Origin of the sequence: Sutterella sp. KLE1602 (assembly GCF_001578585.1) — a bacterium.
In the GTDB taxonomy this organism is placed as follows: domain Bacteria; phylum Pseudomonadota; class Gammaproteobacteria; order Burkholderiales; family Burkholderiaceae_F; genus Sutterella; species Sutterella wadsworthensis_A.
Map to the genome: position 1 here is coordinate 1 of NZ_KQ968482.1, position 23729 is coordinate 23729.

The 23729-nt window shown below is 64.8% G+C and carries 23 protein-coding genes and 1 pseudogene; 13 read left to right on the forward strand and 11 right to left on the reverse strand.

Annotated features, from left to right (window positions below; translation table 11 throughout):
• Both HMPREF3036_RS00090 and HMPREF3036_RS11760 read right to left on the reverse strand, forming a co-directional pair.
• Window positions 1-1084: pseudogene (locus HMPREF3036_RS00090) on the reverse strand (hypothetical protein); the annotation flags it as partial.
• Window positions 1084-1347: a hypothetical protein gene (locus HMPREF3036_RS11760; RefSeq protein WP_156469697.1), complete on the reverse strand. Its 264-nt coding sequence runs from the start codon at window positions 1345-1347 to the stop codon at window positions 1084-1086. The gene HMPREF3036_RS11760 and the pseudogene HMPREF3036_RS00090, both read right to left, overlap by 1 nt.
• Before the next feature lie 96 nt (window positions 1348-1443).
• Here HMPREF3036_RS11760 and rarD point away from each other — a divergent pair, with 96 nt between their 5' ends.
• A complete protein-coding gene (gene rarD, locus HMPREF3036_RS00095; RefSeq protein ID WP_005434861.1) occupies window positions 1444-2352 on the forward strand; it encodes an EamA family transporter RarD in 909 nt (302 codons plus the stop codon).
• Here the strand turns inward: rarD and HMPREF3036_RS00100 are convergent.
• From HMPREF3036_RS00100 to HMPREF3036_RS00110, 3 genes are all read right to left on the reverse strand, one after another.
• The gene (locus HMPREF3036_RS00100) at window positions 2324-3829 is read right to left on the reverse strand and encodes a sensor histidine kinase (protein WP_005434860.1); all 1506 of its coding nucleotides are present in this window, start codon (window positions 3827-3829) and stop codon (window positions 2324-2326) included. The two genes, rarD and HMPREF3036_RS00100, sit on opposite strands and share 29 nt — an antisense overlap.
• A gap of 19 nt (window positions 3830-3848) precedes the next feature.
• Window positions 3849-4532: a response regulator transcription factor gene (locus HMPREF3036_RS00105; RefSeq protein WP_005434859.1), complete on the reverse strand. Its 684-nt coding sequence runs from the start codon at window positions 4530-4532 to the stop codon at window positions 3849-3851.
• Window positions 4533-4658: 126 nt separating this feature from the next.
• Window positions 4659-5141, reverse strand: coding sequence for a PepSY domain-containing protein (locus tag HMPREF3036_RS00110; RefSeq protein ID WP_062330639.1), 483 nt, complete (start codon window positions 5139-5141; stop codon window positions 4659-4661).
• 256 nt (window positions 5142-5397) lie between these two features.
• Between HMPREF3036_RS00110 and HMPREF3036_RS00115 the strand changes: the two genes are divergently transcribed.
• The gene (locus tag HMPREF3036_RS00115; RefSeq protein WP_062330642.1) at window positions 5398-6654 is read left to right on the forward strand and encodes a peptidase U32 family protein; all 1257 of its coding nucleotides are present in this window, start codon (window positions 5398-5400) and stop codon (window positions 6652-6654) included.
• Window positions 6655-6715: 61 nt separating this feature from the next.
• On the opposite strand, the gene HMPREF3036_RS00120 is transcribed toward HMPREF3036_RS00115, so the two are convergent.
• The 3 genes from HMPREF3036_RS00120 to HMPREF3036_RS00130 all read right to left on the reverse strand — a co-directional run bounded on the left by HMPREF3036_RS00120 (window position 6716) and on the right by HMPREF3036_RS00130 (window position 9165).
• A complete protein-coding gene (locus HMPREF3036_RS00120; RefSeq protein ID WP_062330645.1) occupies window positions 6716-7561 on the reverse strand; it encodes an aldo/keto reductase in 846 nt (281 codons plus the stop codon).
• A complete protein-coding gene (locus tag HMPREF3036_RS00125; RefSeq protein WP_369818379.1) occupies window positions 7531-8061 on the reverse strand; it encodes a flavodoxin in 531 nt (176 codons plus the stop codon). Before HMPREF3036_RS00125 ends, HMPREF3036_RS00120 begins: the two co-directional genes overlap by 31 nt.
• Window positions 8062-8244: 183 nt before the next feature.
• On the reverse strand, window positions 8245-9165 hold the full coding sequence (locus HMPREF3036_RS00130; protein WP_062330651.1) for an AraC family transcriptional regulator: 921 nt from the start codon (window positions 9163-9165) through the stop codon (window positions 8245-8247).
• Window positions 9166-9876: 711 nt separating this feature from the next.
• Between HMPREF3036_RS00130 and hisG the strand changes: the two genes are divergently transcribed.
• From hisG to hisIE, 8 genes are read left to right on the forward strand one after another with little or no spacing between them, the layout of a single operon-like run.
• On the forward strand, window positions 9877-10776 hold the full coding sequence (gene hisG / locus HMPREF3036_RS00135; protein WP_062330654.1) for an ATP phosphoribosyltransferase: 900 nt from the start codon (window positions 9877-9879) through the stop codon (window positions 10774-10776).
• 5 nt (window positions 10777-10781) lie between these two features.
• Window positions 10782-12098 carry a histidinol dehydrogenase gene (hisD, locus tag HMPREF3036_RS00140; RefSeq protein ID WP_005434837.1) on the forward strand — a complete coding sequence of 439 codons (1317 nt, stop codon included), beginning with the start codon at window positions 10782-10784 and terminating at the stop codon, window positions 12096-12098.
• Window positions 12099-12104: 6 nt separating this feature from the next.
• Window positions 12105-13229, forward strand: a complete 1125-nt coding sequence (gene hisC, locus HMPREF3036_RS00145) for a histidinol-phosphate transaminase (protein WP_005434836.1) — start codon at window positions 12105-12107, stop codon at window positions 13227-13229.
• Window positions 13226-14299, forward strand: coding sequence for a bifunctional histidinol-phosphatase/imidazoleglycerol-phosphate dehydratase HisB (gene hisB / locus HMPREF3036_RS00150; protein WP_005434833.1), 1074 nt, complete (start codon window positions 13226-13228; stop codon window positions 14297-14299). The genes hisC and hisB overlap by 4 nt, the downstream gene beginning before the upstream one ends.
• Window positions 14299-14904, forward strand: a complete 606-nt coding sequence (hisH, locus tag HMPREF3036_RS00155; protein WP_062330657.1) for an imidazole glycerol phosphate synthase subunit HisH — start codon at window positions 14299-14301, stop codon at window positions 14902-14904. The genes hisB and hisH overlap by 1 nt, the downstream gene beginning before the upstream one ends.
• On the forward strand, window positions 14901-15638 hold the full coding sequence (hisA, locus tag HMPREF3036_RS00160; protein WP_005434829.1) for a 1-(5-phosphoribosyl)-5-[(5-phosphoribosylamino)methylideneamino]imidazole-4-carboxamide isomerase: 738 nt from the start codon (window positions 14901-14903) through the stop codon (window positions 15636-15638). Before hisH ends, hisA begins: the two co-directional genes overlap by 4 nt.
• Window positions 15620-16396, forward strand: a complete 777-nt coding sequence (gene hisF / locus HMPREF3036_RS00165; RefSeq protein ID WP_005434824.1) for an imidazole glycerol phosphate synthase subunit HisF — start codon at window positions 15620-15622, stop codon at window positions 16394-16396. The genes hisA and hisF overlap by 19 nt, the downstream gene beginning before the upstream one ends.
• Complete coding sequence (hisIE, locus tag HMPREF3036_RS00170) at window positions 16390-17028, forward strand: bifunctional phosphoribosyl-AMP cyclohydrolase/phosphoribosyl-ATP diphosphatase HisIE (RefSeq protein ID WP_005434822.1); 639 nt, start codon at window positions 16390-16392, stop codon at window positions 17026-17028. Before hisF ends, hisIE begins: the two co-directional genes overlap by 7 nt.
• Window positions 17029-17119: 91 nt before the next feature.
• Here hisIE and HMPREF3036_RS00175 read toward each other — a convergent pair whose 3' ends face one another.
• Together HMPREF3036_RS00175 and HMPREF3036_RS00180 are read right to left on the reverse strand one after the other, a co-directional pair.
• On the reverse strand, window positions 17120-17788 hold the full coding sequence (locus tag HMPREF3036_RS00175; RefSeq protein WP_005434821.1) for a hypothetical protein: 669 nt from the start codon (window positions 17786-17788) through the stop codon (window positions 17120-17122).
• Window positions 17789-17913: 125 nt separating this feature from the next.
• Window positions 17914-18354 carry a hypothetical protein gene (locus HMPREF3036_RS00180; RefSeq protein WP_005434819.1) on the reverse strand — a complete coding sequence of 147 codons (441 nt, stop codon included), beginning with the start codon at window positions 18352-18354 and terminating at the stop codon, window positions 17914-17916.
• A 123-nt stretch (window positions 18355-18477) separates the two neighbouring features.
• Between HMPREF3036_RS00180 and tadA the strand changes: the two genes are divergently transcribed.
• From tadA to HMPREF3036_RS00195, 3 genes are read left to right on the forward strand one after another with little or no spacing between them, the layout of a single operon-like run.
• Window positions 18478-19419, forward strand: coding sequence for a tRNA adenosine(34) deaminase TadA (gene tadA / locus HMPREF3036_RS00185; RefSeq protein WP_062330661.1), 942 nt, complete (start codon window positions 18478-18480; stop codon window positions 19417-19419).
• Window positions 19416-20339, forward strand: a complete 924-nt coding sequence (locus HMPREF3036_RS00190) for a S66 peptidase family protein (protein WP_062330664.1) — start codon at window positions 19416-19418, stop codon at window positions 20337-20339. The genes tadA and HMPREF3036_RS00190 overlap by 4 nt, the downstream gene beginning before the upstream one ends.
• Window positions 20336-22222, forward strand: coding sequence for a hybrid sensor histidine kinase/response regulator (locus tag HMPREF3036_RS00195; RefSeq protein ID WP_062330667.1), 1887 nt, complete (start codon window positions 20336-20338; stop codon window positions 22220-22222). Before HMPREF3036_RS00190 ends, HMPREF3036_RS00195 begins: the two co-directional genes overlap by 4 nt.
• A gap of 104 nt (window positions 22223-22326) precedes the next feature.
• Here HMPREF3036_RS00195 and potE read toward each other — a convergent pair whose 3' ends face one another.
• A complete protein-coding gene (gene potE, locus HMPREF3036_RS00200; RefSeq protein WP_005434810.1) occupies window positions 22327-23655 on the reverse strand; it encodes a putrescine-ornithine antiporter in 1329 nt (442 codons plus the stop codon).
• Between the last annotated feature and the right edge of the window lie 74 nt (window positions 23656-23729).

Below are 23729 nucleotides of genomic sequence, written 5' to 3' on the forward strand. Positions count from 1 at the left end.
ACCCTCCCACTTCAGTGGCGAGGTTGTTTAGGTCAGCCGACTTTGCCAGTCTCGGCAGCACTCCCAAGCCGACGGCCCGGCAGATTCTTTCAAAGTCCCCGCAGGCTCTCGCCTTGGCGTAGAAGGTCTGCCCGTCAGGCAGCAGGACCTCCATGAGTTCTGCCGAAGCCAGAGCCTCCGCCATCTGTTTCGACGTCATGTTTTCGCCGGCATCCCTGACGGTTTTCTCCAGAAGTCTGTGAAGCATGAGCGCCAGACAGCTGATCAGACAGTGCGCCTCAATGCGGGATTCCTTCCGGTGAAAGTCTGAATGCGCTTCCAAAAGCGATTTCGATATGCGGAACCATTCCTCAGTCTGCCGGAGGCGGTGGCGCATCTCTCCGTGCCTGTCGAAGAGGCTGCCTGCATCGATTCGATTCTCGTCAGCCTTCGGATTTCCTTCCGCTCGTTGGACATTGATGACGAATTCCGGTCCGAGATCGAGAATCTGCTGAAGACTGGTATCGCTGTTGGGATCACGATCGGCCATCACGAAAACCTGCCCGATCCCGTACTTCGTCGTCATCTGATCCAGGAACAGGCTCAGGGATTCGGGCTCACTCGCTTCCCCGTGAAACAGATCGTAATCGATGGGAATGCCGGTTTGATCGATCAGGATGGTCATGGTCACCTGAACCTGATTGTCCTTGTTGTTCCTGTCGGAGTCGAACGTGCGCAGCGTGTCGGCGTCCCGTGCATCGAACCTGCAGGTCGTCACGACACAGGGTGCCGTGTTCACGGTGCGGTCAAAATGCTTCTCCATCTGGCGATTCAGGTAGGCCAGAAGCTCCTGCTTATGAGGCAGCAGCTCGTTGAGGGCGCGGAGGTGATGGCGGAGCTGAAGGCGGGCTCCACTGTAAAGAAAGGTGTTGTGCTTGTTCCACTGCGCCAATCCGGAGTCGGGCATGAGACTGCGGGCGACGGTCATGTAGAAAATCGCCTCCGCCAGGTCATGACGCGTTTTGCCTGCTTGTTGGAAATCCTGCAATTTTCGGGTCAGATTCAGCTTGTTCCAGATTTGACGGTACAGGATGGCGCCGATCATCACCGTATGTTGTCGGCATTCGTATCGTCCTTGATCTCCATCTGACGGGGCGCTTCGGTCAAACGTTGCTGAACCGCTGTCTGCTTGGCCGTCTCCCGTTCCGCATTGAGTTGCTCCGCCTGAAGGCGCAACTTCTCCAGAGCGTTAGGATCGTTTTCCAAAAGAAGATCCAGACGCCCGAAGTTTTTGATCGTACGGCTGGAATACTTCTTGCGGGTGGGATTTCGAAGAGATGAGGCAGGATGAAAAGCCGGACTAGTCATTCCGCCTGAGGCCGCGCACGCGCCGAAAAGGTAGACTAGGAAGGGCGCCCGCTGGCGCACAACCGGTCTAACGAACAAGAAAAAACACGGCGTCACATGGACAGAATCGGCGTTCTCTTCACCCTCGCGGCCTATCTTCTCTGGGGCCTCTTTCCTCTTTATTTCCATGCGCTTCAGGACGTGAGCGCCCTTGAAATTCTTGCGCACCGAATCGTCTGGTCGCTCGTCGTGACTGCGGCGATCCTGATGGCGCTTCGCCGTGGAGAGTGGATCAGAGGGCTCGTGAAGGAACCCAGGACGCTTGCGATCTTCACGGGCTCCGCGCTTCTCATCGGCCTCAACTGGGGAACCTACGTTTATTCGATCGTGAGCGGGCAGACGATCGAGGCCTCGCTGGGCTACTTCATCAACCCGCTGATGTCGGTGGCTCTGGGGGCGCTCTTTCTGGGCGAGCGCCTCTCGAAGGCCCAGCTTGGAGCCGTGGCTCTGGCGGCTGCGGGCGTCCTCTACATCACGATCTCGACGGGGACGGCACCGTTCCTCGGTCTAGTTCTGGCCGCGAGCTTTGCGCTCTACGGCCTCATCCGAAAGCTCGCGCCTCTGGGAAGTCTTGAGGGCATGGCGCTTGAGAACGTGATCCTCGCGCCGTTTGCGCTCGGCTACATGTTCTGGCTGCTTGAGAGAGGCGAGCTTCTCTTTGCGACGGAAGGCTGGGACGTGAAGACCCTGCTTCTGCTGGCGGGACCGATCACGACGATTCCGCTTCTTCTCTTTGCGTCCGGCGTGCGCCGCATCCCCTATTCGACGGTGGGTATCATCCAGTACGTGAGCCCGACCATCGTCTTTCTACTCGGGCGCTTTGCGTTCGGGGAGCCTTTTTCGGTCGAGATGATGACGGGCTTCGTGCTGATCTGGACGGCCGTCGTCGTCTTCACGGTCGACACGGTCCGCACGACCGCCCGTCTGAGGCGCGAGATCAACCGACGGGCGGCAGAGGACAGCTGACCGTCGCCGTCAGGCCGGGAGGCGTGCCGCCCGGCACCGTGTCGGCGAGCGTCACCTCGGCGCCCGTCATGTCGGCGTAGGTCTTCACGATCGCAAGGCCGAGGCCCGTGCCCGGAAGCCCGGAACCCGTGACGCGGTAGAAGGGATCGAAGACGCGCGAACGCTCCTCGGGCGCAATGCCGGGGCCCGTGTCGGCCACGCTCATCACGAGGCGCTCGGGCGTGCGCGAGACGCGAAGCGTCACGGATCCGCCCGCGGGCGTGTAGTGGAAGGCGTTTTCAAGAAGGTTTCGCAGAATCGCCAGCAGGGCTGCCCGGCTCACGCCTTCGACGGGCGCTTCGGCGCCGTCGTCAAGGCCCTCGACGTCGAACTGCAGGTCCTTGTCGGCGGCGCAGTTCATCAGGGGCTCGAGAATCTCGCCCAGAAGTTCCGAGAGGTACCAGGGACGCGTGTCGCGCCTGAGGATTTCAGGAGCCTCGCCCGCCTGCGCGCGTGCAAACTGCAGGAGCTGCGAGACCTGCTTGACGGCCCGCTCGAGTCCGGACTCAAGACGAGCCACGACGGGACGCGCTTCGGCGGGCAGGTCGAGGCGGCCGAGGTGTTCGGCCTCGATCGTGAGCGACGTGAGCGGCGAGCGGAGCTCGTGCGCAGCATCGGCTGTGAAGCGGAGCTCGCGCGTGCGCGCTTCACTCACGCGTCCGAGCAGGCTGTTGACGGCCTCGACGAAGGGCTTCACCTCGGCGGGAACGCCCTCGGAAGGCAGGGGCGTGAGGTCGGTGGCGGGACGCTCGGCCGCGGCTCGGGCGGCGCTTCGGATCGGCGCGAGCATGCGCCAGAGCGTGAGGCCGATCACGATGACGAGGACCGGCAGAAGAATCAGAATCGGGAGCACGGCCGTCATGGCGGCGCTGCGGGCGTAGACCTCGCGCGTCGAGACGGGATCGGCCACGGCCGTGTAGCGGCCCCCGGGAAGGAAGAGCACGGCCATGCGGTAGGTCTCGCCCTTGATGGTGCGGGTCGTAAGGCCGCCCTCGACGGGTTCGTCGAAGACCGCGCGTTTGGCGCGTCCCTGGTCGTTGAGCATGCGCACGTAGACGGGGGAGCCCGCGGGAATAAGACGGGGCGCGTTCGGATCGTCGGAAGCGGCCGTCGGGCAGTGGGCCATCATGTGGCGGTGCATGCGGCGCGGGCGGGGCAGGGGCTCGTCGGATTCAAGTCTGGCCTCGAACTGGGCCTGCGGCATCGTGAGCGCGCGCGGAAGCACGGTTCCGAGTTCGCCTCGGGCCATGGCGACAGCAATGTCGGAGAGCCGGGCGTCCTGCTCGACGAGGGCGTCCTTTTCGGCGCCCTGAAAGACGACGGCGGCGGTCACCAGGGTGAGCGCAACCGTCGCCGTGGCGGCGACCGCCACGGTTCGCATGAGGATCGAGGTGCGCCAGTGTGCGCAGAGAGTGCGGAGGATGCTCAGGCGGCTCATCGGGACGTCCGTCGGTGGATTATTGTGCGGCGTTCTTGTCGGCGGGCACGCGCCAGCCCAGGCCGCGGATGTTTTCAATGGCCGAAGCGCCGATCTTCTTGCGAAGCGAGTGGATCAGGTATTCGACTGCATTGCTCTCGGGCTCGTCGCCCGGCGCATAGAGCTTCTCTTCGAGGGCGCGCCTCGAGAGGATGGCGCCCGGTCGCGTCATGAGGGCCGCAAGCAGCGCGTACTCGCGCTTGCTGAGCGTGACGGATTCGCTTCCGACGCTGCAGGCGTGGGTGACGGTGTTGAGCGAGAGGGAGCCTGCGCGCAGCACGTCGGGTGCGAGCGGCGAGCGGCGGCGCACCACGGCGCGAAGGCGCGCGATGAGCTCCGACATGTGGAAGGGCTTGAGGATGTAGTCGTCCGCCCCTGCATCGAGTCCCTCAAGGCGGCTTTCAAGCGCCTCCCTCGCCGTCACGATGATGACGGGCGTGTCGCAGAGGGGCTTCGTCATGGCGCGGATGCTCTTGAGGACGTCGATGCCGTCCATGCCGGGGAGTCCCAGATCGAGGAGCACGGCGTCGGGCGTGCCGGTTGCGATGACGGCGAGCCCCTCGCGGCCCGTCGGGGTCCACGTGACGGCGTGCGCCTCGCTTTCGAGCGCCGCGCAGACGGCCTTGGCAATGAACGGATCGTCTTCGACAAGAAGGATGTGCATGATGGCGGACGGACGCGCGAAGCGCCCCTGAGTGCGTTTCGGAAACGGAAAACGGGAGGACTTTCCCCTGAGGAAGGCCCTCCCGCGTGAGTATATCAGCGGCGGTTCAGGCCGCTTGGGCAGAGGTTACCAGTGATGGTAGCCGTGGAAGCCCGGGTGGCGGAAGCCGCCGGCCATCGGACAGTCGGGGTTCGTGCCCGGGGCGCCGCCCGTCACGGGGCACTGCGGACGCGGGCCGGGACCCATGCCGCGGCCAGGGCGGCGTTCCTGAATGCCCTTGACGTCGGCGGCGACGACCTTGCCGGTCTTCGCATCGACGTAGGCGCGCACGTGCGTTTCGTCTTCCTTCACCATGTGCACGTCCCAGACGAGGCCGTACTGGCCGCTGTTGCGCAGGTTGGCGCGGTAGGTCTTGGCCTTGTATTCCTTTTCGGCGACGGCGACGGCGTCGGACATGCCTACCATCGGGGCGGGCTGCTCGGCGGCCGCTTCGGCGGCGGGGGCGGGAGCGGGAGCAGGCTGGGCGGGCTGGGCTTCAACGGCCCAGGCGGCGCCGGCGACGGTAATCGCGGCAGCGGAAAGGAGAGCGGCAAGCGTGGTCTTCTTCATGACTTGTTCCTCATGGCATGCGTTGTCGGGGGCGGACGCAGGGCGGCGCTCTGCTGCGCGGCGCGGCGTCCTCTTTCTGTGTATTGTCAGTGTATCCCATGAAAATTAGGATTCACATGGGTGAAACTTAGGATTTCCTCAGTCGAGGTAACAGTTTTTGCAGGAACGGCGGGCTCTGCGGCACGAGTGCGGTCGCCGCGTCCGCTAGAATCGACGCTTCACCGTTTTTCAGCTCCCATCCGACGAGGCAGACAACATGCAGAGATCCGACTTCGAAATCATGGCCCCCGCGGGCTCGCGCGAAAGCCTGGCGGCCGCCCTGCAGGCGGGCGCCGACAGCGTCTACTTCGGGATCGGTGCGCTCAACATGCGAGCGCACTCGGCGGGCGGCTTCACGATCGACGACCTGAATGAGATCGCGGCCCTCTGCCGCGAGCATGGCGTCAAAAGCTACCTCACCGTCAACACCGTCATCTACGACGGTGACCTTGCCGCCATGCGCGAAATCGTCTCGGCCGCGAAGGCCGCGGGCGTCTCGGCCGTCATCGCATCCGACGTTGCGGTCATGCAGTGCTGCAGGGAGCTCGGCGTCGAGGTGCACCTCTCTACGCAGCTCAACATCGCGAACGTCGAGGCTCTGCGCTTTTACGCGCAGTTTGCCGACGTCGTCGTGCTCGCGCGCGAGCTGACGCTGCGGCAGGTGGCGGACATCCGCGCCGCGATCGACTGCGAGGGCATCACGGGCCCCTCGGGCAAGTCCGTGCGCATTGAGATGTTCTGCCATGGCGCGCTCTGCATGGCCGTGAGCGGAAAGTGCTGGCTGAGCCTGCACACGAGAGGCAAGAGCGCCAACAGGGGCGAGTGCCTGCAGAGCTGCAGGCGCGACTACATCGCCGTCGACCGCGAGCGCGGCACGGAGATTGCGCTCGACAACGGCTACTTCATGTCCCCGAAGGATCTGAAGACCATCGCCTTTCTGGACCTGATGGTGAAGGCGGGCGTCACCGTCTTCAAGATCGAGGGCCGCGCCCGCGGTCCCGAATACGTGCGCACTGCGGTCGAGTGCTACGGCGAGGCGCTCGATGCAATCCTTGAGGGACGCTGGAGCGAGGAGGTCTCGAAGTCCTGGGACGAACGTCTCTCGACGGTCTTCAACCGCGGGTTCTGGGACGGCTGGTACCAGGGCGCGACGATGCTCGAGCGCACCGACCGCTACGGCTCGCGCGCGACGAAGAAGAAGCTCTACTGCGGCAAGTGCACGGGCTACTACGCAAAGGCGGGCGTCGGCCGCTTCACGGTCCACGGTGAGACGATCCGCCCGGGCGACGAACTGCTCGTCTGCGGGCCGACGACGGGCGCCGTCTTCGTGAGGCCCGAGGGGCTGCGCGTCGACGACGCCGAGGCTGCGGAGGCCGTCAAGGGCGACGACGTCACCTTCAGGGTGCCTGAAAAGATCAGGGAGAACGACCGTCTCTACGTCATGCGCGAGACGGTCGAGGACGAGCTCACCTGAGGATTGAGCGAACGAAACTGAAGTTTCGTTCAGTTGAGATCCTGCCGTGAGAATCCCCGCCTCATGGCTCAGAAGGCAGCCTTCGAGTGCAGAGCCACTCGACGATCTTCGGGTCTCGATGAGAGAAAAAGCGGCTCGTGCCCGTGTCGAGCGTCGCGATTTTCGCCATGTCCTCGGGCGTGAGCTTCACGTTTGAGGCGGCGAGGTTCTCCGCCATGCGTGCGGGCGAGACGGTCTTCGAGATCGAGATGATGCCGCGTTCGGCAAGCCACGCAAGCGCCACCTGCGCGACCGTGGCGCCGCGGTCTGCGGCGATCTCCCTGAGCACGGGATTCTCTAAGAGGCCGTCCCTGCCTTCGGCAAAGGGCGCCCATGCCGAGGGCATGACGCCGAGCGCGCGGTTGACGGCGTCGGCCTCCCGCTGCTGGCAGAACGGATTCACTTCAATCTGATTGACCGTCGGGCGAATGCGCTGGTGGAGCGCAAAGTCCGTGATGCGGTCGGGCTGGAAGTTGCTCACGCCGATCGCCCTCAGGTCGCCCGCTTCATAAAACCGCTCCATCGTGCGCCATGCGCCATAAATGTCGCCATAAGGCTGATGGATCAGGTACAAGTCGATCGTGTCCGTTCTGAGCAGCTCGAGCGAGCGCCTGATGGCGCGCTCGGCGCCCGCTTCTGAAGTGTCCTGCACCCAGAGCTTCGTGGAGATGAAGAGTTCGGAGCACGGGATGCCCGAGCGAGCGACGGCGCGGCCGACGGCCCTCTCGTTGAGGTAGGAGGCGGCGGTGTCGATGCCGCGCCAGGCACTGAGGACTGCGGCTTCGCATTCCGTGGGATCGGTGATCCAGTAGACGCCGAAGTTCATGGCAGGCATCTTCACACTGTTGGAAGGTTCAATCCTCTCCATGTCGGATTCCTGTCCGTGATTGTGTTTCGGGCGTCAGAGACAGCCGTTTTCCGGACCTTTGCGTCCTGCGGGCGCACGGCCCCGTAGACCGTGAGGTGCGTGCCGAGCCTGCGGCCTGCGAGCAGCGCCTCGAAGGCCTCGCGGGTGTGCATGAGGCCGCCGCCCCCGTGGGTGTTGGCGGTGAGGATCTTCTTGGCGCTGAGGTCGACGGACCTGATCCAGGTCTGCAGCGGCATCGCCGCGTGGTGCCACCACGTGGGCGTGGCGAGCACGACTACGTCGTAGTCGTCGGGATTGAAGGCGAGCGGCCTGATCGGACGGATGACGCCGCGCTGGAGCTCGTCCTTCACGATCTCGGTGGCGGAACCATAGCTTTCCGGATAGGGCTCGACGGTCTCGACGCGAAAGAGCGCCGCGCCCGTCATGTGTCGGACCGCCTCGGCGAGACTTTTCGTGTTGCCCGTCTTCGTGAAGTAAACGACGGCGATGCGGCGCCGCAGCCGAGGGCGGTGATGGCAAGGGCGGCGGAGGCGAGAAGACGGCGCTTTTGCATGATGTTTCTCCATGAGGCCGGCGGAGCCTGAGCTCCGTCGTTGCAGTCATGGTAGAAAAAACGCGCCCTCGGGACGATGTCGAGATGTCTCAAGTTCCTGCCCGATCCTCTCAATCCTGAGAGGCGTGCCTCAGGCCTCCATTATGGAGGCGCATTTCCCTGCGTCGGAGGCGGCGACCGACTTCTCCCTGATGTCCCTGGCGGGCGCGTCTCCGAAGAGGCGCTTGTATTCGCGGGAGAACTGTGAGCAGCTTTCGTAGCCCACGCGTCTTGCCGCGGCCTCGACGCCGAGGGACTCGACGAGCATAAGGCGCTGGGCCTCGTGAAGGCGCAGGCGCTTCTGGTACTGCACGGGCGAGAGCGAGGTGACGGCCCTGAACTGGCGGTGGAAGGTCGACGGCGCCATGGCGGTGCGCTCCGAAATCGTCGCGATGTCGAGCGGCTCGTCAAAGTGCTCGCGAAGCCAGCGAACGGCCGTGAGGATGCGGGATCCCGGCGCGGCCTCCGAGCAGACGTCGGCCAGAACCCGGCCCTGAGGGCCTTCGAGAAGCAGATAGTGGATCTCCTTGAGGATCATGGGCCCGAGAACCGCCGCACGGCGCGGGCTGTGCATGGCCTCAAGGTAGCGCACGAGCGCATTGAGAATTTCGTCGGGCAGGTGCTCCACACTCACGCTCTCCTGTGCGTCGCGGCCGTTCGGGGCGGGCCTGAGTTCGGGCGCCTCGGTGAGGAGCTCCGTGATGATCGCACGGTCAAGACGAATGGAGAGCGACAGGAAGGGTTGCTCGGGCGAAGCGTTCCGGATCTGATAGGCGCCGGGAAGGTCGAGCGCCACGACGACCGCCTCTCCCGCGCCGTAGACGACGGGGCGTCCGCCGATGAGGCTTTCCTTCTCGCCGCCGAGCCCTAGCGTCATCATTGGATGGTAGAAACACTGGCGGCTTTGCTGCGGCCCGTTGAAGCGGGTGAGGGCCAGACAGGGCATCGGGTTTTCGATGCGGCCCTCTTCAGGCAGGGCCTCGAGGACGAGATTTCGAAGGCGTTCGAGCATTTGGACGGATCTTCGTACAGAACTTGAGCATGGAATCATGTCCAATACTCTGCCTTTCCTGCAGGGGCTCGTCAAGCGTGCCGCCTGCACGATCCTCTCGCAGCCCTGTCCGATGCCCTTATGCGGCGGGGCGAGAAGTCCGTTCTTAAGTCCTTCTTCCGATCGTCCGAACAGCTGAGGCAGGTCGTTCGGCTTTTCCGTGAGTTTTCGGTTTTTTGGGGGCATTGAGTGCGAAAGTGAAAGATTTCACGCAAAAAGTGAGACTTTTAGGGAGAACGTCCTAGGCACTTCTGCCCAGAAGGTCTGATGATTCGCACGAGAAGGCGATTCTCCTGCTGCGAGGGCCTGAGGAGGGTTTGATGCGCGGGATCAGCGTGCCATAATGGACGAAAGTCAGGCGCAGTCATGCCTGACGGGAAACGAATTCAAGCGCAACAAACACAGCCGGAGCACGAAAAAGTGTACTTCTCCCTCCTTCGCCGCCATCACCACCATACGTAAGACATCCCTCGGGCGCGGAAACGCTGTCGGGAGGATGGGTTCATGCTTTCGGCGGTGCGGAGTGAGACTCCAGCAGGACAATCAAGCAAAGCCCCCGGAAGCACGCCTTCCGGGGGCTTTTTCACAATCCGGGGTGCGGATGTCGAGGGGCTGGACACGAAGCTCCGCTTCGGCGAGCAACAGTCATCAAATCAAATTTCAGGGAAGCAAATGACCGAAACCAATCGTCTGAGGATTGCAATGCAGAAGTCGGGACGTCTTTCCGACGATTCGCAGGATCTTCTTGAACGCTGCGGACTCAAGGTTCGCTACCACGCGCAGCGCCTGCTGGCGATGGCCGAGAACATGCCGGTCGAAATCCTGCGCGTCAGGGATGACGACATTCCCGGCCTCGTGATGGACGGGGTCGTGGATCTGGGCATCATCGGCGAAAACGTGCTTGAGGAGACGGTTCTTGCACGCCGCAGCCAGGGCCAGTCCACGGACTTCAGGATGTTGCGCCGCTTCGACTTTGGCGGCTGCCGCCTCTCGATCGCGATCCCGGCCGACCAGGAGTGGGCGGGGCTTGAGAGCCTTGACGGCTACCGCATCGCGACGAGCTATCCGCAGCTTCTCAAGCGCTGCTTCGACGAGCGCGGCCTCACGTTCAAGCCATGCCTGCTGACGGGCTCCGTCGAGGTGGCACCGCGCGCGGGGCTGGCCGACGCGATCTGTGACCTCGTGAGCTCGGGCGCGACGCTTGAAGCGAACGGCCTGCGCGAAGTGGAGGTGGTCTACCGTTCGAAGGCCTGCCTCATCGCGAAGAGCGAGCCGCTCGACGCCGACAAGGAGGCCCTGGTCGAGAAGCTTCTCGTGCGCATGCAGGGCGTCTCAAGGGCCCGCGAATGCAAGTACATCATGCTGCACGCCCCGAAGGCGAAGCTCGCCGAAGTAACGGCGCTTCTGCCCGGCGCGGAGCACCCGACGATCCTGCCGCTTGCGGGGTCCGACGACCATGTGGCCCTTCACATGGTGAGCAGCGAAAGCCTTTTCTGGGAAACAATGGAAGAGCTCAAGGCGCTCGGCGCCAGCTCGATTCTCGTCCTGCCGATTGAAAAAATGATGGAGTAGTCAAGATGTCTCAGTTCAACTTCAACGACGTGATCGAATGGGGCGCGCTCAATGAAACGGAGCGCGAGGAGATTCTCCGACGCCCCGCCGTGATGGCGGGCGACCGCATCAAGACCGTGGTCGAGGGCATTCTCGAGGCCGTGCGCGAGCGCGGTGACGAGGCCCTTCGCGAATTCTCCGCGAAGTTCGACCGCACCGAGGTGAAGGACTTCAGGGTCTCGGCCGAGGAGGTCGACGCCGCCGTCGCACGTCTGCCCGAGGACTTCATGGCCGCTCTGAAGACGGCCGCCGCCAACATCGAGAAGTTCCACAGCGCCGAAGTGCTTGAGCCCGTCACGGTCGAGACGATGCCCGGCGTCGTCTGCCAGCAGGTCACGCGTCCGATCGGCGCGGTGGGCCTCTACATTCCCGGCGGCACGGCTCCGCTCTTTTCCACGGTGCTGATGCTCGGCATTCCTGCCAAGATCGCGGGCTGCGGCCGCGTCATCCTCTGCTCGCCGCCTCCGATCGCCGATCCGATCCTCGCCGCCGCGCGCCTTTGCGGCATTGACGAGATCTATCAGGTGGGCGGCGCCCAGGCCGTGGCCGCGATGGCCTTCGGCACGGCGACGATTCCGCGCGTGGGCAAGATCTTCGGTCCGGGCAACGCCTACGTGACCGAGGCCAAGCGTCAGGTGAGCAGCCGTCCCGACGGCGCCGCCATCGACATGCCCGCGGGCCCCTCCGAGGTGCTCGTGATCGCCGACGAAGGCGCCGATCCGGCCTTCGTTGCGGCCGACCTGCTTTCTCAGGCCGAACACGGTCCCGACAGCCAGGTGGTGCTCGTGACGCCCTCGCGCAAGCTCGCCGAAGCCGTTGCGGGCGAGGTCGCCTCCCAGCTCGCCGCCCTGCCGCGCCGCGAGATCGCGACGAAGGCCCTGTCTGCGAGCCGCCTCATCCTCGTCAAGGACCTCGAGGCGTGCGTGGAGGTCTCGAACCGCTACGCGCCCGAACACCTCATCATCCAGACGCGAAACGCCCGCGATCTGGTGCCGCTCGTGCAGAACGCGGGCTCCGTCTTCGTGGGCGACTGGTCTCCCGAGTCGGGCGGCGACTACGCCACGGGCACGAACCACGTTCTTCCGACCTACGGCTATGCCGCCACGTACTCGAGCCTCGGGCTCGCCGACTTCACGAAGCGCATGACCGTTCAGGAAATGACGCCGCAGGGCTTTGAAAAGCTCGGCCCCGCCATCGCGCTTCTTGCGCACGCCGAAGAGCTCGACGCGCACATGAACGCCGTTCTCGTGCGCATGGACCGAATCAAGCAGTCGAAGGAGTGATCCGTCATGGCCGTCTTTTGTGAACGAACCGCCGCCGATCCGGGCCTGCTGGCCCGGCCGGACGTGCAGAAGCTCACGCCCTACCAGTCCGCGCGCCGCATCATGCAGGCCGCGGGCGTGACGGGCGAAGTCTGGCTCAACGCCAACGAGTCGGCCGAGGCCGAGCCGATGGCGCCCGAGACGAAGCTCTTCAACCGCTATCCCGAGCCCCAGCCCGAGGCCGTCGTCGAACGCTATGCGGCCTATGCGGGCGTGAGTCCCGAACAGATCCTCGTGACGCGAGGCGGAGACGAAGGCATCGAGCTTCTCGTGCGCACGTTCTGCCGCCCCGGCGAGGACGCCGTCCTGCAGTTTCCGCCCACCTACGGCATGTACGCCGTCTCCGCCGAGACGAACGGCGCCGAGGTCGTGAACCTCGTCACCTCGCCCGACCGCGGCTGGTTGCCCGACGTGGCCGAGGCCGCGAAGGTCCTCGAGGAGAGGACGGACGTCAAGCTCGTCTTCGCCTGCTCGCCCGGCAATCCGACGGGCACGCTGATTCCCGTGGGCATGCTGCGCAAGCTCGCCGAGCTCACCGCGGGCAGGGCTCTTCTCGTCATCGACGAGGCCTACATCGAATTTACGCCCGCGAACACGGCCGTCGAGCTTCTCAAGGACTATCCGCACGTCGTGATCATCCGTACGCTCTCGAAGGCCTTTGCGCTGGCGGGCCTGCGCTGCGGGTTCCTGCTTTCCTCGCCCGCCGTCATCGGCATGCTGAGGAAGGTGATCGCGCCCTATCCGATTCCCGTGCCCTGCGCCGACATCGCCGCGCAGGCGCTCTCGCCCGAGAGCGTGAGCCTCATGCACAGGCGCGCCGCCCAGTGCGTGATGCGCAAGTGTGAGCTTGAGGTTGCGCTTGAGGACCTCGATGGCGTCGAGGCCGTGTATCCGAGCGCCTCGAACTTCCTTCTCGTGAGGTTCGTCGACGCCGCCCGCGTCTTCACGGCGTTGCGCGACCGCGGCATCATCCTGCGCGACCAGAGCCGCCAGCCGACGCTCGAGAACTGCATCCGCATCACGGTGGGCACGAAGGACGAGAACGAGCGCCTTCTCACCGAACTTGAAGAGATTCTGAAGGAGGCCGCATGAACGAGCGCATTCTCTTTGTGGACCGCGACGGCACCATTCTCGAGGAGCCCGAGGACTTTCAGGTCGACCGCTTCGAGAAGATGAGGTTCGTCGAGGGCGTTCTGCCCGCCCTGAAGCGCCTGCGCGAGGCGGGCTGGAAGCTCGTCATGGTCTCGAACCAGGACGGGCTCGGCACGAAGAGCTTCCCGAGGGCCGATTTCACGGGGCCGCACGAACTGATGATGCAGATCCTCGAGAGCCAGGGCGCCCGCTTCGACGAGGTGCTCATCTGCCCGCACATGCCCGGCGAGGGCTGTGAGTGCAGGAAGCCCGGAACGGGCCTCGTGAAGAAGTACCTCAAGGACGGCGTGCTTGACGTCGCGAACTGCTACGTGATCGGTGACCGCGAGACCGACATGAAGCTCGCCGACAACATGGGCCTCAGGGGCCTTCGCGTCGGGCCCGACGGCCGCAGCTGGGCCGAGATCGCCGACGAGATCGAGAATGCGGCGAAGTCCGCCCGTCACGCCCGCGTCGAGCGCAACACGAAGGAGACCCGCATCGTCGTCGAAGCCTGGCTCGATCGCTCGGGCAAGAATGAAATCAACACGGGCGTGGGTTTCTTCGACCACATGCTCACGCAGATCGCCGTGCACGGCGGCATCAGACTGCACGTGCGTGCGGTGGGCGACCTTGAGATCGACGACCACCACACGATCGAGGACGTCGGCCTTGCGCTCGGCGAGGCGCTCAAGGAGGCGCTCGGCGACAAGCGCGGCATCCGCCGCTTCGGCTTCCTGCTGCCGATGGACGAGACGCTCGCGCGCTGCGCGCTCGACATCTCTGGCAGGCCGTACCTAACCTTCAAGGCGAAGTTCAAGCACCACAAGGTGGGCGACATGTCCACCGAGATGGTCGAGCACTTCTTCCGCTCGCTCGCCCAGACGATGGGCGTGACGCTCAACCTCAAGGCGCAGGGCAGGAACGACCACCACGTGGCCGAGGGACTCTTCAAGGCGTTCGGGCGCACGCTGCGCGACGCTGTGAAAATTGAGGGGAGCGATCTGCCGTCCTCCAAGGGGGTGCTCTGATGCGTGCCGTCATTCTTGATACGGGCGTCGCCAACCTCTCTTCGCTCGCCTTTGCGGTGAAGAGGCTCGGCGTCGAGCCCATCATTACGCGCGAGGCGGCCGAGATCCGCGCCGCCGACCGCATCTTCCTGCCCGGCGTGGGCACGGCCCGAGCCGCGATGGCCGCCATCGAGGAGCGCGGCCTTGCGGACCTCATCCGTGAGGCGACGCAGCCCGTGCTCGGCATCTGCCTCGGCGAACAGATTCTCGGACGCCGCAGCGAGGAGACGGGCGGCGTGGACCTGCTCGGCCTCATCGATGCCGACGTCCGCGCCCTCAGGGCCGACGGCCTGCCGCTGCCGCACATGGGCTGGAACAGGGTCTATCCCGAGGACACGCCTCATGCGAGACTCCTCTTCAGGGGCATCGAGGCCGGCGACTGGTTCTACTTCGTGCACAGCTACGCAATGCCCACGGGCGCCTGCACGACCGCCCGCTGCACGTACGGCGAGGAGTTCACGGCAGCTGCGGCACACGAAAACTTCATGGGCGTGCAGTTCCATCCGGAACGCTCCGGCCGCGCCGGCGCACGCCTGATTGCAAACTTCCTGGAAATCGAAGCATGATCATCCCCGCCATCGACCTCATCGACGGCCGCGTCGTGCGGCTGCACCAGGGCGACTACGGCGCCGAGCGAAGCTACGGCGACGATCCCCTCGAGCGCCTTCAGGCCTACGAGGCCGCAGGGGCGAAGCTCCTGCACATCGTGGATCTGACGGGTGCGAAGGATCCGGCCAAGCGCCAGATCCCGCTTCTCAGGCACCTTCTTTCGAATCTCTCCGTGCCCGTGCAGACGGGCGGTGGCGTCAGGAGCGAGGAGGATGTGAGGGCTCTTCTTGATGCGGGCGCCACCCGCGTCGTAGTGGGCTCCACCGCCGTGAGGTGCACGGAGGAGGTTCTTCGCTGGATGAAGACCTTCGGCGCCGAGCGCATCGTGCTCGCGCTCGACGTGCGCATCGACGCGGCAGGCCGCCGCAACATCGCCGTGAGCGGCTGGCAGGAGGACTCGGGCGTCGTGATCGAGGATCTGATCCGCGTCTTCGAGCCTGCGGGCCTGCGCCACGTGCTCACCACCGACATCTCGCGCGACGGCACCCTCTCGGGTTCCAACGCCGCGCTCTACGCGGACCTTTCGAAGGCCTTCCCCGCCATCGGCTTCCAGGCCTCGGGCGGCATCGGCGGGCTGGACGACATCCGTGCGGTCAGTACGACGGGCGCCTCCGGCGTCATCGTCGGCCGCGCGCTTCTCGAGGGACGCTTTACCGTTGAAGAGGCTATCGAATGCTGGCCAAACGCATAATCCCCTGTCTTGACGTGAAGGACGGCGTCGTCGTCAAGGGCGTCAAGTTCCGCGGCCACGAGGTCGTGGGCGAAATCGTGCCGCTCGCAAAGCGCTATGCCGAAGAGGGCGCCGACGAGCTCGTCTTCTACGACATCACCGCCTCGTCCGACGGCCGCGTCGTCGACAAGAGCTGGATCAGCCGCGTCGCCGAGGCGATCGACATCCCGTTCTGCGTCGCGGGCGGCATCCGCACGGTCGAGGACGCCGGCAGGCTTCTCGCCTACGGCGCCGACAAGATCTCCGTCAACTCGCCGGCGCTCGCCGACCCGGACCTCATCTCCCGTCTTGCGGACCGCTTCGGCGTGCAGTGCGTCGTGGTCGGGATCGACTCCCGTCATGAGGAAGGTTCGGACGAATACCGCGTCAACCAGTTCACGGGCGACGAAAAGAAGACGCGCGTCACGCAGTGGAGCACCCTCGACTGGGTCGAGGAGGTGCAGAAGCGCGGCGCGGGCGAGATCGTGCTCAACATGATGAACCAGGACGGCGTGCGCCGCGGCTACGACCTCAGGCAGCTCGCCGCCGTGCGCTCGGTCTGCCGCGTGCCGCTCATCGCGAGCGGCGGCGCGGGCGAGCCCGTCCACTTCCTCGAGGCCTTCCGAGACGCGAAGGTCGACGGAGCGCTTGCCGCCTCCGTCTTCCACAAGAAGATCATCAACATCGGAGACCTGAAGAACTATCTCCGCGAGAACAACATTGAGGTGAGAACATGCTGACCAACGAAGACATCAAGGCGCTCGACTGGGAGAAGACCGGCGGACTGATTCCGGCCGTCGTGCAGGACGCCTGCTCGGGCCGGGTGCTCATGCTCGGCTGCATGAACCCCGAGGCGCTTGAAAAGACCCTCGAGACGAAGAAGGTCACGTTCTGGTCCCGCACCAAGGGCCGCCTCTGGACCAAGGGCGAGACGAGCGGCAACTGGCTGCACCTCGTCGACATCGGCACGGACTGCGACAGCGACGCGCTCCTCGTGCTCGTCAATCCCGACGGCCCGACCTGCCACCGCGGCACGCCGAGCTGCTTCTCGCCCGTCGAGCACAAGTGGAACTTCCTGCGCGATCTGGAGGTGCTCCTAGAGAGCCGCCGAAACGCCGATCCGGCCACGTCCTACACCGCCAGCCTCTACGCCCGCGGCACCAAGCGCATCGCGCAGAAGGTGGGCGAAGAGGGCGTCGAGACGGCGCTCGCCGCTACCGTGCACGACAGGGAGGAGCTCAGGAACGAGGCCGCCGACCTCGTCTATCACCTGCTCGTGCTCCTCGCCGACGCGGACCTCGAGCTCGCCGACGTGATCGACGTGCTGCGCGCCCGCCACGCGAGCCGCGAAAAGGCCGCCGAGGCGAAGTAAGAGTCCCGAGGCAGACTCTGAAAAATGAAGAAAGGCCGGTCCTCCGCAGCGGAGACCGGCCTTTCGTGTCGCGTGTGCCGGAAAGTCGGGCTTATTTGGACTTCTTTTCTTCGAGCATGCTCTTGCCCGTCTCGTCCTGGACGGCCATCGGGGCGCGGAAGCTCACGGCAACGCCCTGTTCGTCGAGCAGGATCTCGGTGGTGCGCAGGGTGCGCGGGGCGTGGATCTGGAAGAACTGGGCGGCATTGGTGACGTTGCCGCTCTTGACGCTTTCAAGGAGCGTCTTGGCGTCGATGAAGACGTAGCCCACCTTCTTGCCCTTGAGAAGCTCGGTTTCCTTCGTGGCGAGCTCGCGGTCGATGGAGGCCATGGACTTCGCCTGAAGCTTGGCCTGGAAGAAGTCGAAGGCGACCTTGTCTTCGTGGTCCGTGAGGACGGCGGGCGTCATGCCCGTCTTGCGCACGGCGGCGGCCGCATCGGTGAAGTGGGCGCGGGAGATCGGCGCGAAGAGCGAGACGGCCTTGAGGCGGCCGTTCGTGAAGAAGAACACCTCGCCCCAGTCCTTGTGGCCCGCAAATTCGACGTTGGCGCGGCAGAACATCTGCTGGCCGCGCTGCGAGCAGTCGAAGATCCCGGCTTCGGCCTTCACGCTCTCGACGGGCTGGTTGTATACGTAGTCGTTCCAGAGCTTGACCGGCGTTTCAGCCGAGGCGCTGGCGGCGGCCAGAAGAAGAGCGGGAACGAGGCAGAGCTTGCGCATGCGGGATCTCCAGAGATTGGGCGGAAATAATCAAGTATTGGGCGTCGACGCCCGTTCGTCAATGCGGAAAAGCCCGCCGGGAGGACGGACTTTTCGCCGTTTTTCTCGATGTGCGGGACCGGGGCCTACTTCCTGAGGCCCATCAGGTCGGTCATCGTGAGCGAGAGGATGGGCGAGGCGCGGCGCTCGATTTCGGCGTTGACGAGCTTGCCCGCGAGCAGCGTCATGGTCTCCTGCAGGCCGTTCTTGGGATTCTTCATGAGGACCTTGACGGCGGGCGAGGAGCAGCGGCCGACGACGAGGTTCGTCAGCGCCTTCTGGGCGCTCGACTCGATGTTCTTCACCTTGGCCGACGGAATCGTCTGGATCTGCTTGGCGGCGGAGGTCTTCGAGAGCGTGACGTAGGCCCACTGCACGAGGACCTGCTTGTCGCTCGCGGTGGCGTGCTTGTAGAGACACTCGGCAAGCGCTTCGCTTGTGTCCGAAGTGGAGGCGGCCTGAACCGCTACAATGGGAGTCGCAAAAAGGGAGAGCGCCAGGGCGCCCGCAACAAGCTTGTTCTTCACGATCATGAATCCTTGTGATGAGGTTCCAAACGGACTTTCTTCAAATCGGGAACATTCTACGCGCGCGCTCCTCAGCGGGCGCTTTCCCGTCAATATTCGACACGAAAAAAGGTGAGAACGAAGATGTACTCTCTCATCGTCAGGGACTATTCCATCGCCGACATCGAGGCGTTCAGCGCGCTCTCCATCCGCAGGGGCAGCACGATCGCGAGCCTCGCGAAGGCCTCCTCCGACAATCTGCGCATCGTCACGGGCGCGTGGCTCCTCTTTCTGCCGAAGGCGGCGGATGAGGCGGCGGTTCGCGCATCCGCAGAGCGCTTTCTTGCGGGGCCCGGCGCCTGGATGAACGAAACGCCCGAGGGACTTGTTGCCGCCGCCCTTGAGTCGGGCCTTCTTGAGAAGACGTTCGAAGGCTTTGCCAACGGACTCGCGCCGCGCCCGAACGTGACGGCCGCAAGGCTCACCGACGAGCTCGAGACCGCCGCGGCGATCCTTGCCGCACGACGCGCCCGAACGCGCGAGGCGCTGCAGGCGAAGAACCGCGCTGTCAACAGCGGAGAGCCGCCCGTCGACGACGAGGCCGACCGCCGCTTCATGACCGAGGCGCTCGCCGAGGCGAGGGCCGCCGCGCAGGCGGGCGAGGTGCCCGTGGGCGCCGTGCTTGTTGCGGACGGCAGGATCATCGCGTGTGCGGGCAACCGCACGCTTCGCAACGGCGATCCGACGGCGCACGCCGAAATGCTCGTGCTGCGCGAGGGCGCCCGCGTCATGAAGAACCACAGGCTTGCCGAGACGACGCTCTACGTCACGCTCGAGCCCTGCCCGATGTGCGCGGGCGCGATCGTGCAGGCAAGACCCGGCCGCATCGTCTTCGGCGCGACTGACGAGCGCATGGGCGCCGTGGGCGGCGCACTCTCGCTCTTCGAGCTGCCGGGCGTCAACCACCGCCCGTGGGTGAGGCGCGGCGTCATGGCGCAGGAGGCAAAGACGCTGCTCGCCGATTTCTTCGCCGCGCGCCGCGGCGCGAAGGAAAACGAAAGGGAAGGCGAAGGAGAAGTCCGATGACCGATTCCGCAAGGCCCTTCGAGGGACTGGCGCTTGCCGTCGCGGCGCCGTCGCGACAGTGGGTGACGAACGAGGGCGGCATTGACTGGGCGCTCAGGCGCCGGGCGTTCTCGGCCGCCGAAGCGCTCGGCTTTCGCGTGCGCGAACTTGAGGGCACGTATCTCGAGGAGGCGCGCTTTGCAGGTCCCGACGCCGTCAGGGCCGGGGATCTGACCTGTGCGCTCACAGAGCTCGATGCGGATCTCGTCATGGCGATGCGCGGCGGCTATGGGTGCGGACGCATTCTCGACATGCTCGACTGGGAGCGGATCGGTGCCGCGTCTACGCCCTTCGTCGGCTTTTCGGACGTGACGGCCTTCGAGCTCGCGCTTCTGGCAAGGACGGGCCGCACAAGCTGGCAGGGCCCGACGCTCAGGGACTTGATTGATCCTGATCCCCTCACGATCGAGGGGCTTCTGGCCGTCGTCGGTCGCAGGCCCTTCGCATCGACGTGGCAGTCGGACGACACGGACGATGCAGATGCCGAGGGCGTCCTCTGGGGTGGCAATCTGGCGATGATCGCCTCGCTGGCGGGCACACCCTGGATGCCTCAGGTTGAAAACGGCATTCTCTTCATCGAGGACGTGGCCGAGCCCGCCTACAGGATCGAGCGCATGCTGCTCACGCTCGACATGGCGGGGATCCTGAGGCGTCAGCAGGCGGTCGTCGTCTGCGACCTGCAGGGCGCGGACAGGCCCGCAGGCTGGGAAGGCGACTTCAGGCTCTCGCATGCGCTCGACTTCATGCGGGCTCGCACGGGGCTTCCCTTCGTGACGGGCTGTCCCTTCGGGCACCTTCACAGGAAGCTCTCGCTTCCCGTCGGGATGCGGGTGAGGCTTTCGTCGCATGAGGGACGGGTGTCGCTGGAGGCCGCGCCATGAACTTCTTTCCGATCCGCGAGCAGACCTGGCGCTTTCTGCGCGCCTTCTTCATGACGAGCACGGTGCACCACATCACGGCGGGCACGCTCGCCAAGCTCATTCTCTCGAGCCTCAAGCTCTTTCCCGTTGCCCTCACGGCACAGTTCACGGGCATGGCGTCGCTCACGGCCGTCTACTGGCAGAGCGGCGTGAGCGAGGTGTTTCTCACCGTGTGGTTCTGCTACGGCCTCATTCAGATCTGGCTGTCGCTTCGCTACGTGCGTCTTTTCTGGCGTGACGCGAACCGCGAGGCCAACATTCGCAAGTGGATCCGCCGTTGGACGGCGCTCGCCGTCTCGGCAGGCATCATCTGGGGCGTAGCGGGGCCCACGCTGATGGTCCCCTTCCAGGGGGCGCACCAGATGATCACGGTCGCGACCATCGTGGCCGTGACGTTCGCAAGCTGGCCCGTCTACTCCTGCTGGCTGCCGTCGCTCTCGGCCTTCACGCTCTGCTCGCTCACGCCCGTCATCGTGGCGGGCGCCGTGCAGTTCGGCGTGAGCCAGACCCTCATTGCGCTCATCATTCTCGTCACGACGGTCTTCATTCTCTATTCGGGCAGGAAGCTCAACGAAATGGTCGTCAACTCGATCATCACGGCCGCCCAGAATGAGCGTCTCGTCGAGCGCCTCAGGATCGAGATCGCGCGCGCGGAGAAGGCGCGCAGGCAGACCGAGGAGGAGAGCGAGCGCCGCTCGAAGTTCTTTGCGGCCGCCAATCACGACATCCGCCAGCCGCTTCAGGCCATGGGGATCTACATCGACATTCTCGGACGCAGGGCGACGCCTCAGACCGTGCCCGTCGTCAAGCAGCTTGCGCTCTCGATTTCGGCCATCTCGACCCTGGTCGAGCAGGTTCTCACCGTCACGCGCATGGAGTTCGGGCAGATGGAGCTCCATCCCGAGCATGCAAGCGTGCGCGAGCTTCTCGAGGAGCTCGCCGAGGAGTGCCGTCCGATCGCGGAAAAGAAGGGCCTGAGGCTTCGCGTCTCGGCGCCTCCCGTGACGATCCTTACGGACGTCACGATGGTCAAGCGCGCCCTCAAGAATCTGGTGAGCAACGCTGTCGCGTACTCCGATCCCGCGAAGGCCCGCGTGCCCGAGATCGTGCTCGGCGCGCGACGGGTGGAGAGCCGCCTCGTGATCGGCGTCTACGACTGCGGTCCCGGCATCTCGGCCGAGGACAGGAGCCGCATCTTCGGCACCTTCTATCGCGGAGCTGCGGGCCGTGCGGCGCCGGGCTCGGGCTATGGCCTGGGGCTCTCGATCGTGCGCGGCATCGCAAGACAGCTCGGGCTTGAGCTTACGCTCGGCTCGAAGCCGGGCCGAGGCAGCGTCTTCCGTCTCGCCTTCAGCATCGACGAGTCCGAGCAGGCCGACCGCTTCGAGAAGGCCGTGCCGATCGGCGGCGAGATCAGGGCCCTCAAGGGCAGGATCCTGCTTCTCGAGGACAATCGCTTCGTGCGCGATGCCCTCAAGAGCATGCTCGAGAGCTGGGGAGCCGAGGTGATCGATGCGGGCGAGCCCTGCGAGGAGTTCTACAGGCTCGCCGCTGAGACCGAAAATGTGATCGCGCTCGTGAGCGACTACAACCTCGGGGCCGAGAAGCCCACGGGACTCGAGGCGGCGGGCATGATCGAGGCGCACATGAAGCGCCCCGTGCCCACCGTGATGCTCACGGCCGTTGCGGTCGACCTGATCGAGGGCGAGTACAGGAAGCGCCGCGAGAGGGGCCGCGTGGTGCCCTCGTCGCTGCCGCACATCCTTCAGAAGCCCGCTGACGCAAAGAGCCTCAATGAGGCGATCATGCGCGTGAGGCCGATGGCCGAGAACGCGGCGTTCTGATGAAGGGATGCCAAAGAGGCGGAAAAGAACTCGGGCGTGTCTCCGAAGGGAGACACGCCCGAGTTGCATTGACGGTTGCGGGATGGACCCGAAGGCGGTGAGGCTTATTCTTCGCCGCGCAGGCGGCCCTTGATCTCAAGGGACTTTGCGGCAAAGCCGTAGAGCCAGATGCCCGCGAAGGTCGTGAGGGCGCCCCACATCATGGCGCTCTCGCCGCAGGCGTAAAGCGCGTAGAGCGAGTAGACCGAGGCGATGGTTGCGACGATGGTGATGCGAGAGGCAGTCTTCGGGTCTGCGGGCTCGCGGTGCACGATGACGTTGGCGGCGGCGAAGGCGAGCAGGTACGGGACGAGGTTCGTCACGACGGCGAGGTCCTTCAGGATGTAGAACTGCTGCTCGAGGCGCGGGTCGATCGTGAGGAGCGCGGCTAGGGACTGCAGGAGCAGTATCACGACCATGCCGATCACGGGCACGTTGAGGCGGGTGACCTTGGCGAAGAGCTTCGGGAAGTATTCCTCGCGGGCGGAGACGCGGAAGACCTCGGCGATCGTGAACTGCCAGCTCGTGAGGCAGCCCGCGCAGGCGAGCGCCATCAGGGCCATGACGAACTTGCCGATTTCGGGGCTGAACATCGTGGCGAAGACGAGGCCGAAGGGTGCGGTCGAGTGCGAGAGGAGCTCGTTGTCGACGATGCCGAAGCTGATGTTGTTGGCGAGCACGTAGACGGTGCCGGCGCCGAGCGTGGCGAGCACCATGGCGCGCGGGACCGACTTTTCGGGATCCTCCACGGCCTCGGAGTTCGCGCTGGCGGTCTCAAGGCCGAGGAAGCCCCAGAGCGTCATGGAGATGCCTGCGGAGATGCCGTCGAAGAGCGAGAGGTTCTGCGGGTTCCAGGCGCCGATGTAGCGGTCGACCGAGAACCAGTTCCAGCCGATCACGGTGAGGATCAGGATCGGAATCAGGATGCCGTAGCTCGAGAAGTGCGAGAGCTGGCCGATGAAGCGCGCGCCGCGGATGTTGGGCAGCGAGCAGAGCCAGATCACGATGATGCTTGCAATACCCATTTCGAGCGGGGTGAGGTTCCACTCGAAGAGCACCATCAGATAGCCGACGATCGAAATGGCGATTGTGAGGTTCGCAATGATGAGCGAGACGCCGTAGCTGAAGTTCGCAATGAAGCTTCCGGACTTGCCGAAGGCATAGGCGGCGTAGCCGCCGATGCCGCCGCTCTTCTTGCTGAACATGCCGCATTTGGCAAAGACGTAGGCAATGGTGGTCGCACCGCTGATGGTGACGAGCCAGGCCAGGATGGACATCGTGCCGACTTCAGCGAGCTTCGTCGGCATCAGGATGATGGAGGATCCGAGCATGTTGAGCATCACGGCCATCGTGAGCTGCAGACAGGTCATCTTCGGCTTTTCGATCGTTTTCATAATGGCGTCTCTGGTTGGATATCTTTCTTGGTGTTGGTTGAAAAAAAGCAAACCCCGCATTGTACCGATTAAGG

What these genes read in the sequence shown, in the direction of transcription:
- HMPREF3036_RS11760 (WP_156469697.1), bottom strand. Translation starts at nt 1,347, where the DNA reads ATGACTAGTCCGGCTTTTCATCCTGCCTCATCTCTTCGAAATCCCACC.
- rarD (WP_005434861.1), top strand. Translation starts at nt 1,444, where the DNA reads ATGGACAGAATCGGCGTTCTCTTCACCCTCGCGGCCTATCTTCTCTGG.
- HMPREF3036_RS00100 (WP_005434860.1), bottom strand. Translation starts at nt 3,829, where the DNA reads ATGAGCCGCCTGAGCATCCTCCGCACTCTCTGCGCACACTGGCGCACC.
- HMPREF3036_RS00105 (WP_005434859.1), bottom strand. Translation starts at nt 4,532, where the DNA reads ATGCACATCCTTCTTGTCGAAGACGATCCGTTCATTGCCAAGGCCGTC.
- HMPREF3036_RS00110 (WP_062330639.1), bottom strand. Translation starts at nt 5,141, where the DNA reads ATGAAGAAGACCACGCTTGCCGCTCTCCTTTCCGCTGCCGCGATTACC.
- HMPREF3036_RS00115 (WP_062330642.1), top strand. Translation starts at nt 5,398, where the DNA reads ATGCAGAGATCCGACTTCGAAATCATGGCCCCCGCGGGCTCGCGCGAA.
- HMPREF3036_RS00120 (WP_062330645.1), bottom strand. Translation starts at nt 7,561, where the DNA reads ATGGAGAGGATTGAACCTTCCAACAGTGTGAAGATGCCTGCCATGAAC.
- HMPREF3036_RS00130 (WP_062330651.1), bottom strand. Translation starts at nt 9,165, where the DNA reads ATGCTCGAACGCCTTCGAAATCTCGTCCTCGAGGCCCTGCCTGAAGAG.
- hisG (WP_062330654.1), top strand. Translation starts at nt 9,877, where the DNA reads ATGACCGAAACCAATCGTCTGAGGATTGCAATGCAGAAGTCGGGACGT.
- hisD (WP_005434837.1), top strand. Translation starts at nt 10,782, where the DNA reads ATGTCTCAGTTCAACTTCAACGACGTGATCGAATGGGGCGCGCTCAAT.
- hisC (WP_005434836.1), top strand. Translation starts at nt 12,105, where the DNA reads ATGGCCGTCTTTTGTGAACGAACCGCCGCCGATCCGGGCCTGCTGGCC.
- hisB (WP_005434833.1), top strand. Translation starts at nt 13,226, where the DNA reads ATGAACGAGCGCATTCTCTTTGTGGACCGCGACGGCACCATTCTCGAG.
- hisH (WP_062330657.1), top strand. Translation starts at nt 14,299, where the DNA reads ATGCGTGCCGTCATTCTTGATACGGGCGTCGCCAACCTCTCTTCGCTC.
- hisA (WP_005434829.1), top strand. Translation starts at nt 14,901, where the DNA reads ATGATCATCCCCGCCATCGACCTCATCGACGGCCGCGTCGTGCGGCTG.
- hisF (WP_005434824.1), top strand. Translation starts at nt 15,620, where the DNA reads ATGCTGGCCAAACGCATAATCCCCTGTCTTGACGTGAAGGACGGCGTC.
- hisIE (WP_005434822.1), top strand. Translation starts at nt 16,390, where the DNA reads ATGCTGACCAACGAAGACATCAAGGCGCTCGACTGGGAGAAGACCGGC.
- HMPREF3036_RS00175 (WP_005434821.1), bottom strand. Translation starts at nt 17,788, where the DNA reads ATGCGCAAGCTCTGCCTCGTTCCCGCTCTTCTTCTGGCCGCCGCCAGC.
- tadA (WP_062330661.1), top strand. Translation starts at nt 18,478, where the DNA reads ATGTACTCTCTCATCGTCAGGGACTATTCCATCGCCGACATCGAGGCG.
- HMPREF3036_RS00190 (WP_062330664.1), top strand. Translation starts at nt 19,416, where the DNA reads ATGACCGATTCCGCAAGGCCCTTCGAGGGACTGGCGCTTGCCGTCGCG.
- HMPREF3036_RS00195 (WP_062330667.1), top strand. Translation starts at nt 20,336, where the DNA reads ATGAACTTCTTTCCGATCCGCGAGCAGACCTGGCGCTTTCTGCGCGCC.
- potE (WP_005434810.1), bottom strand. Translation starts at nt 23,655, where the DNA reads ATGAAAACGATCGAAAAGCCGAAGATGACCTGTCTGCAGCTCACGATG.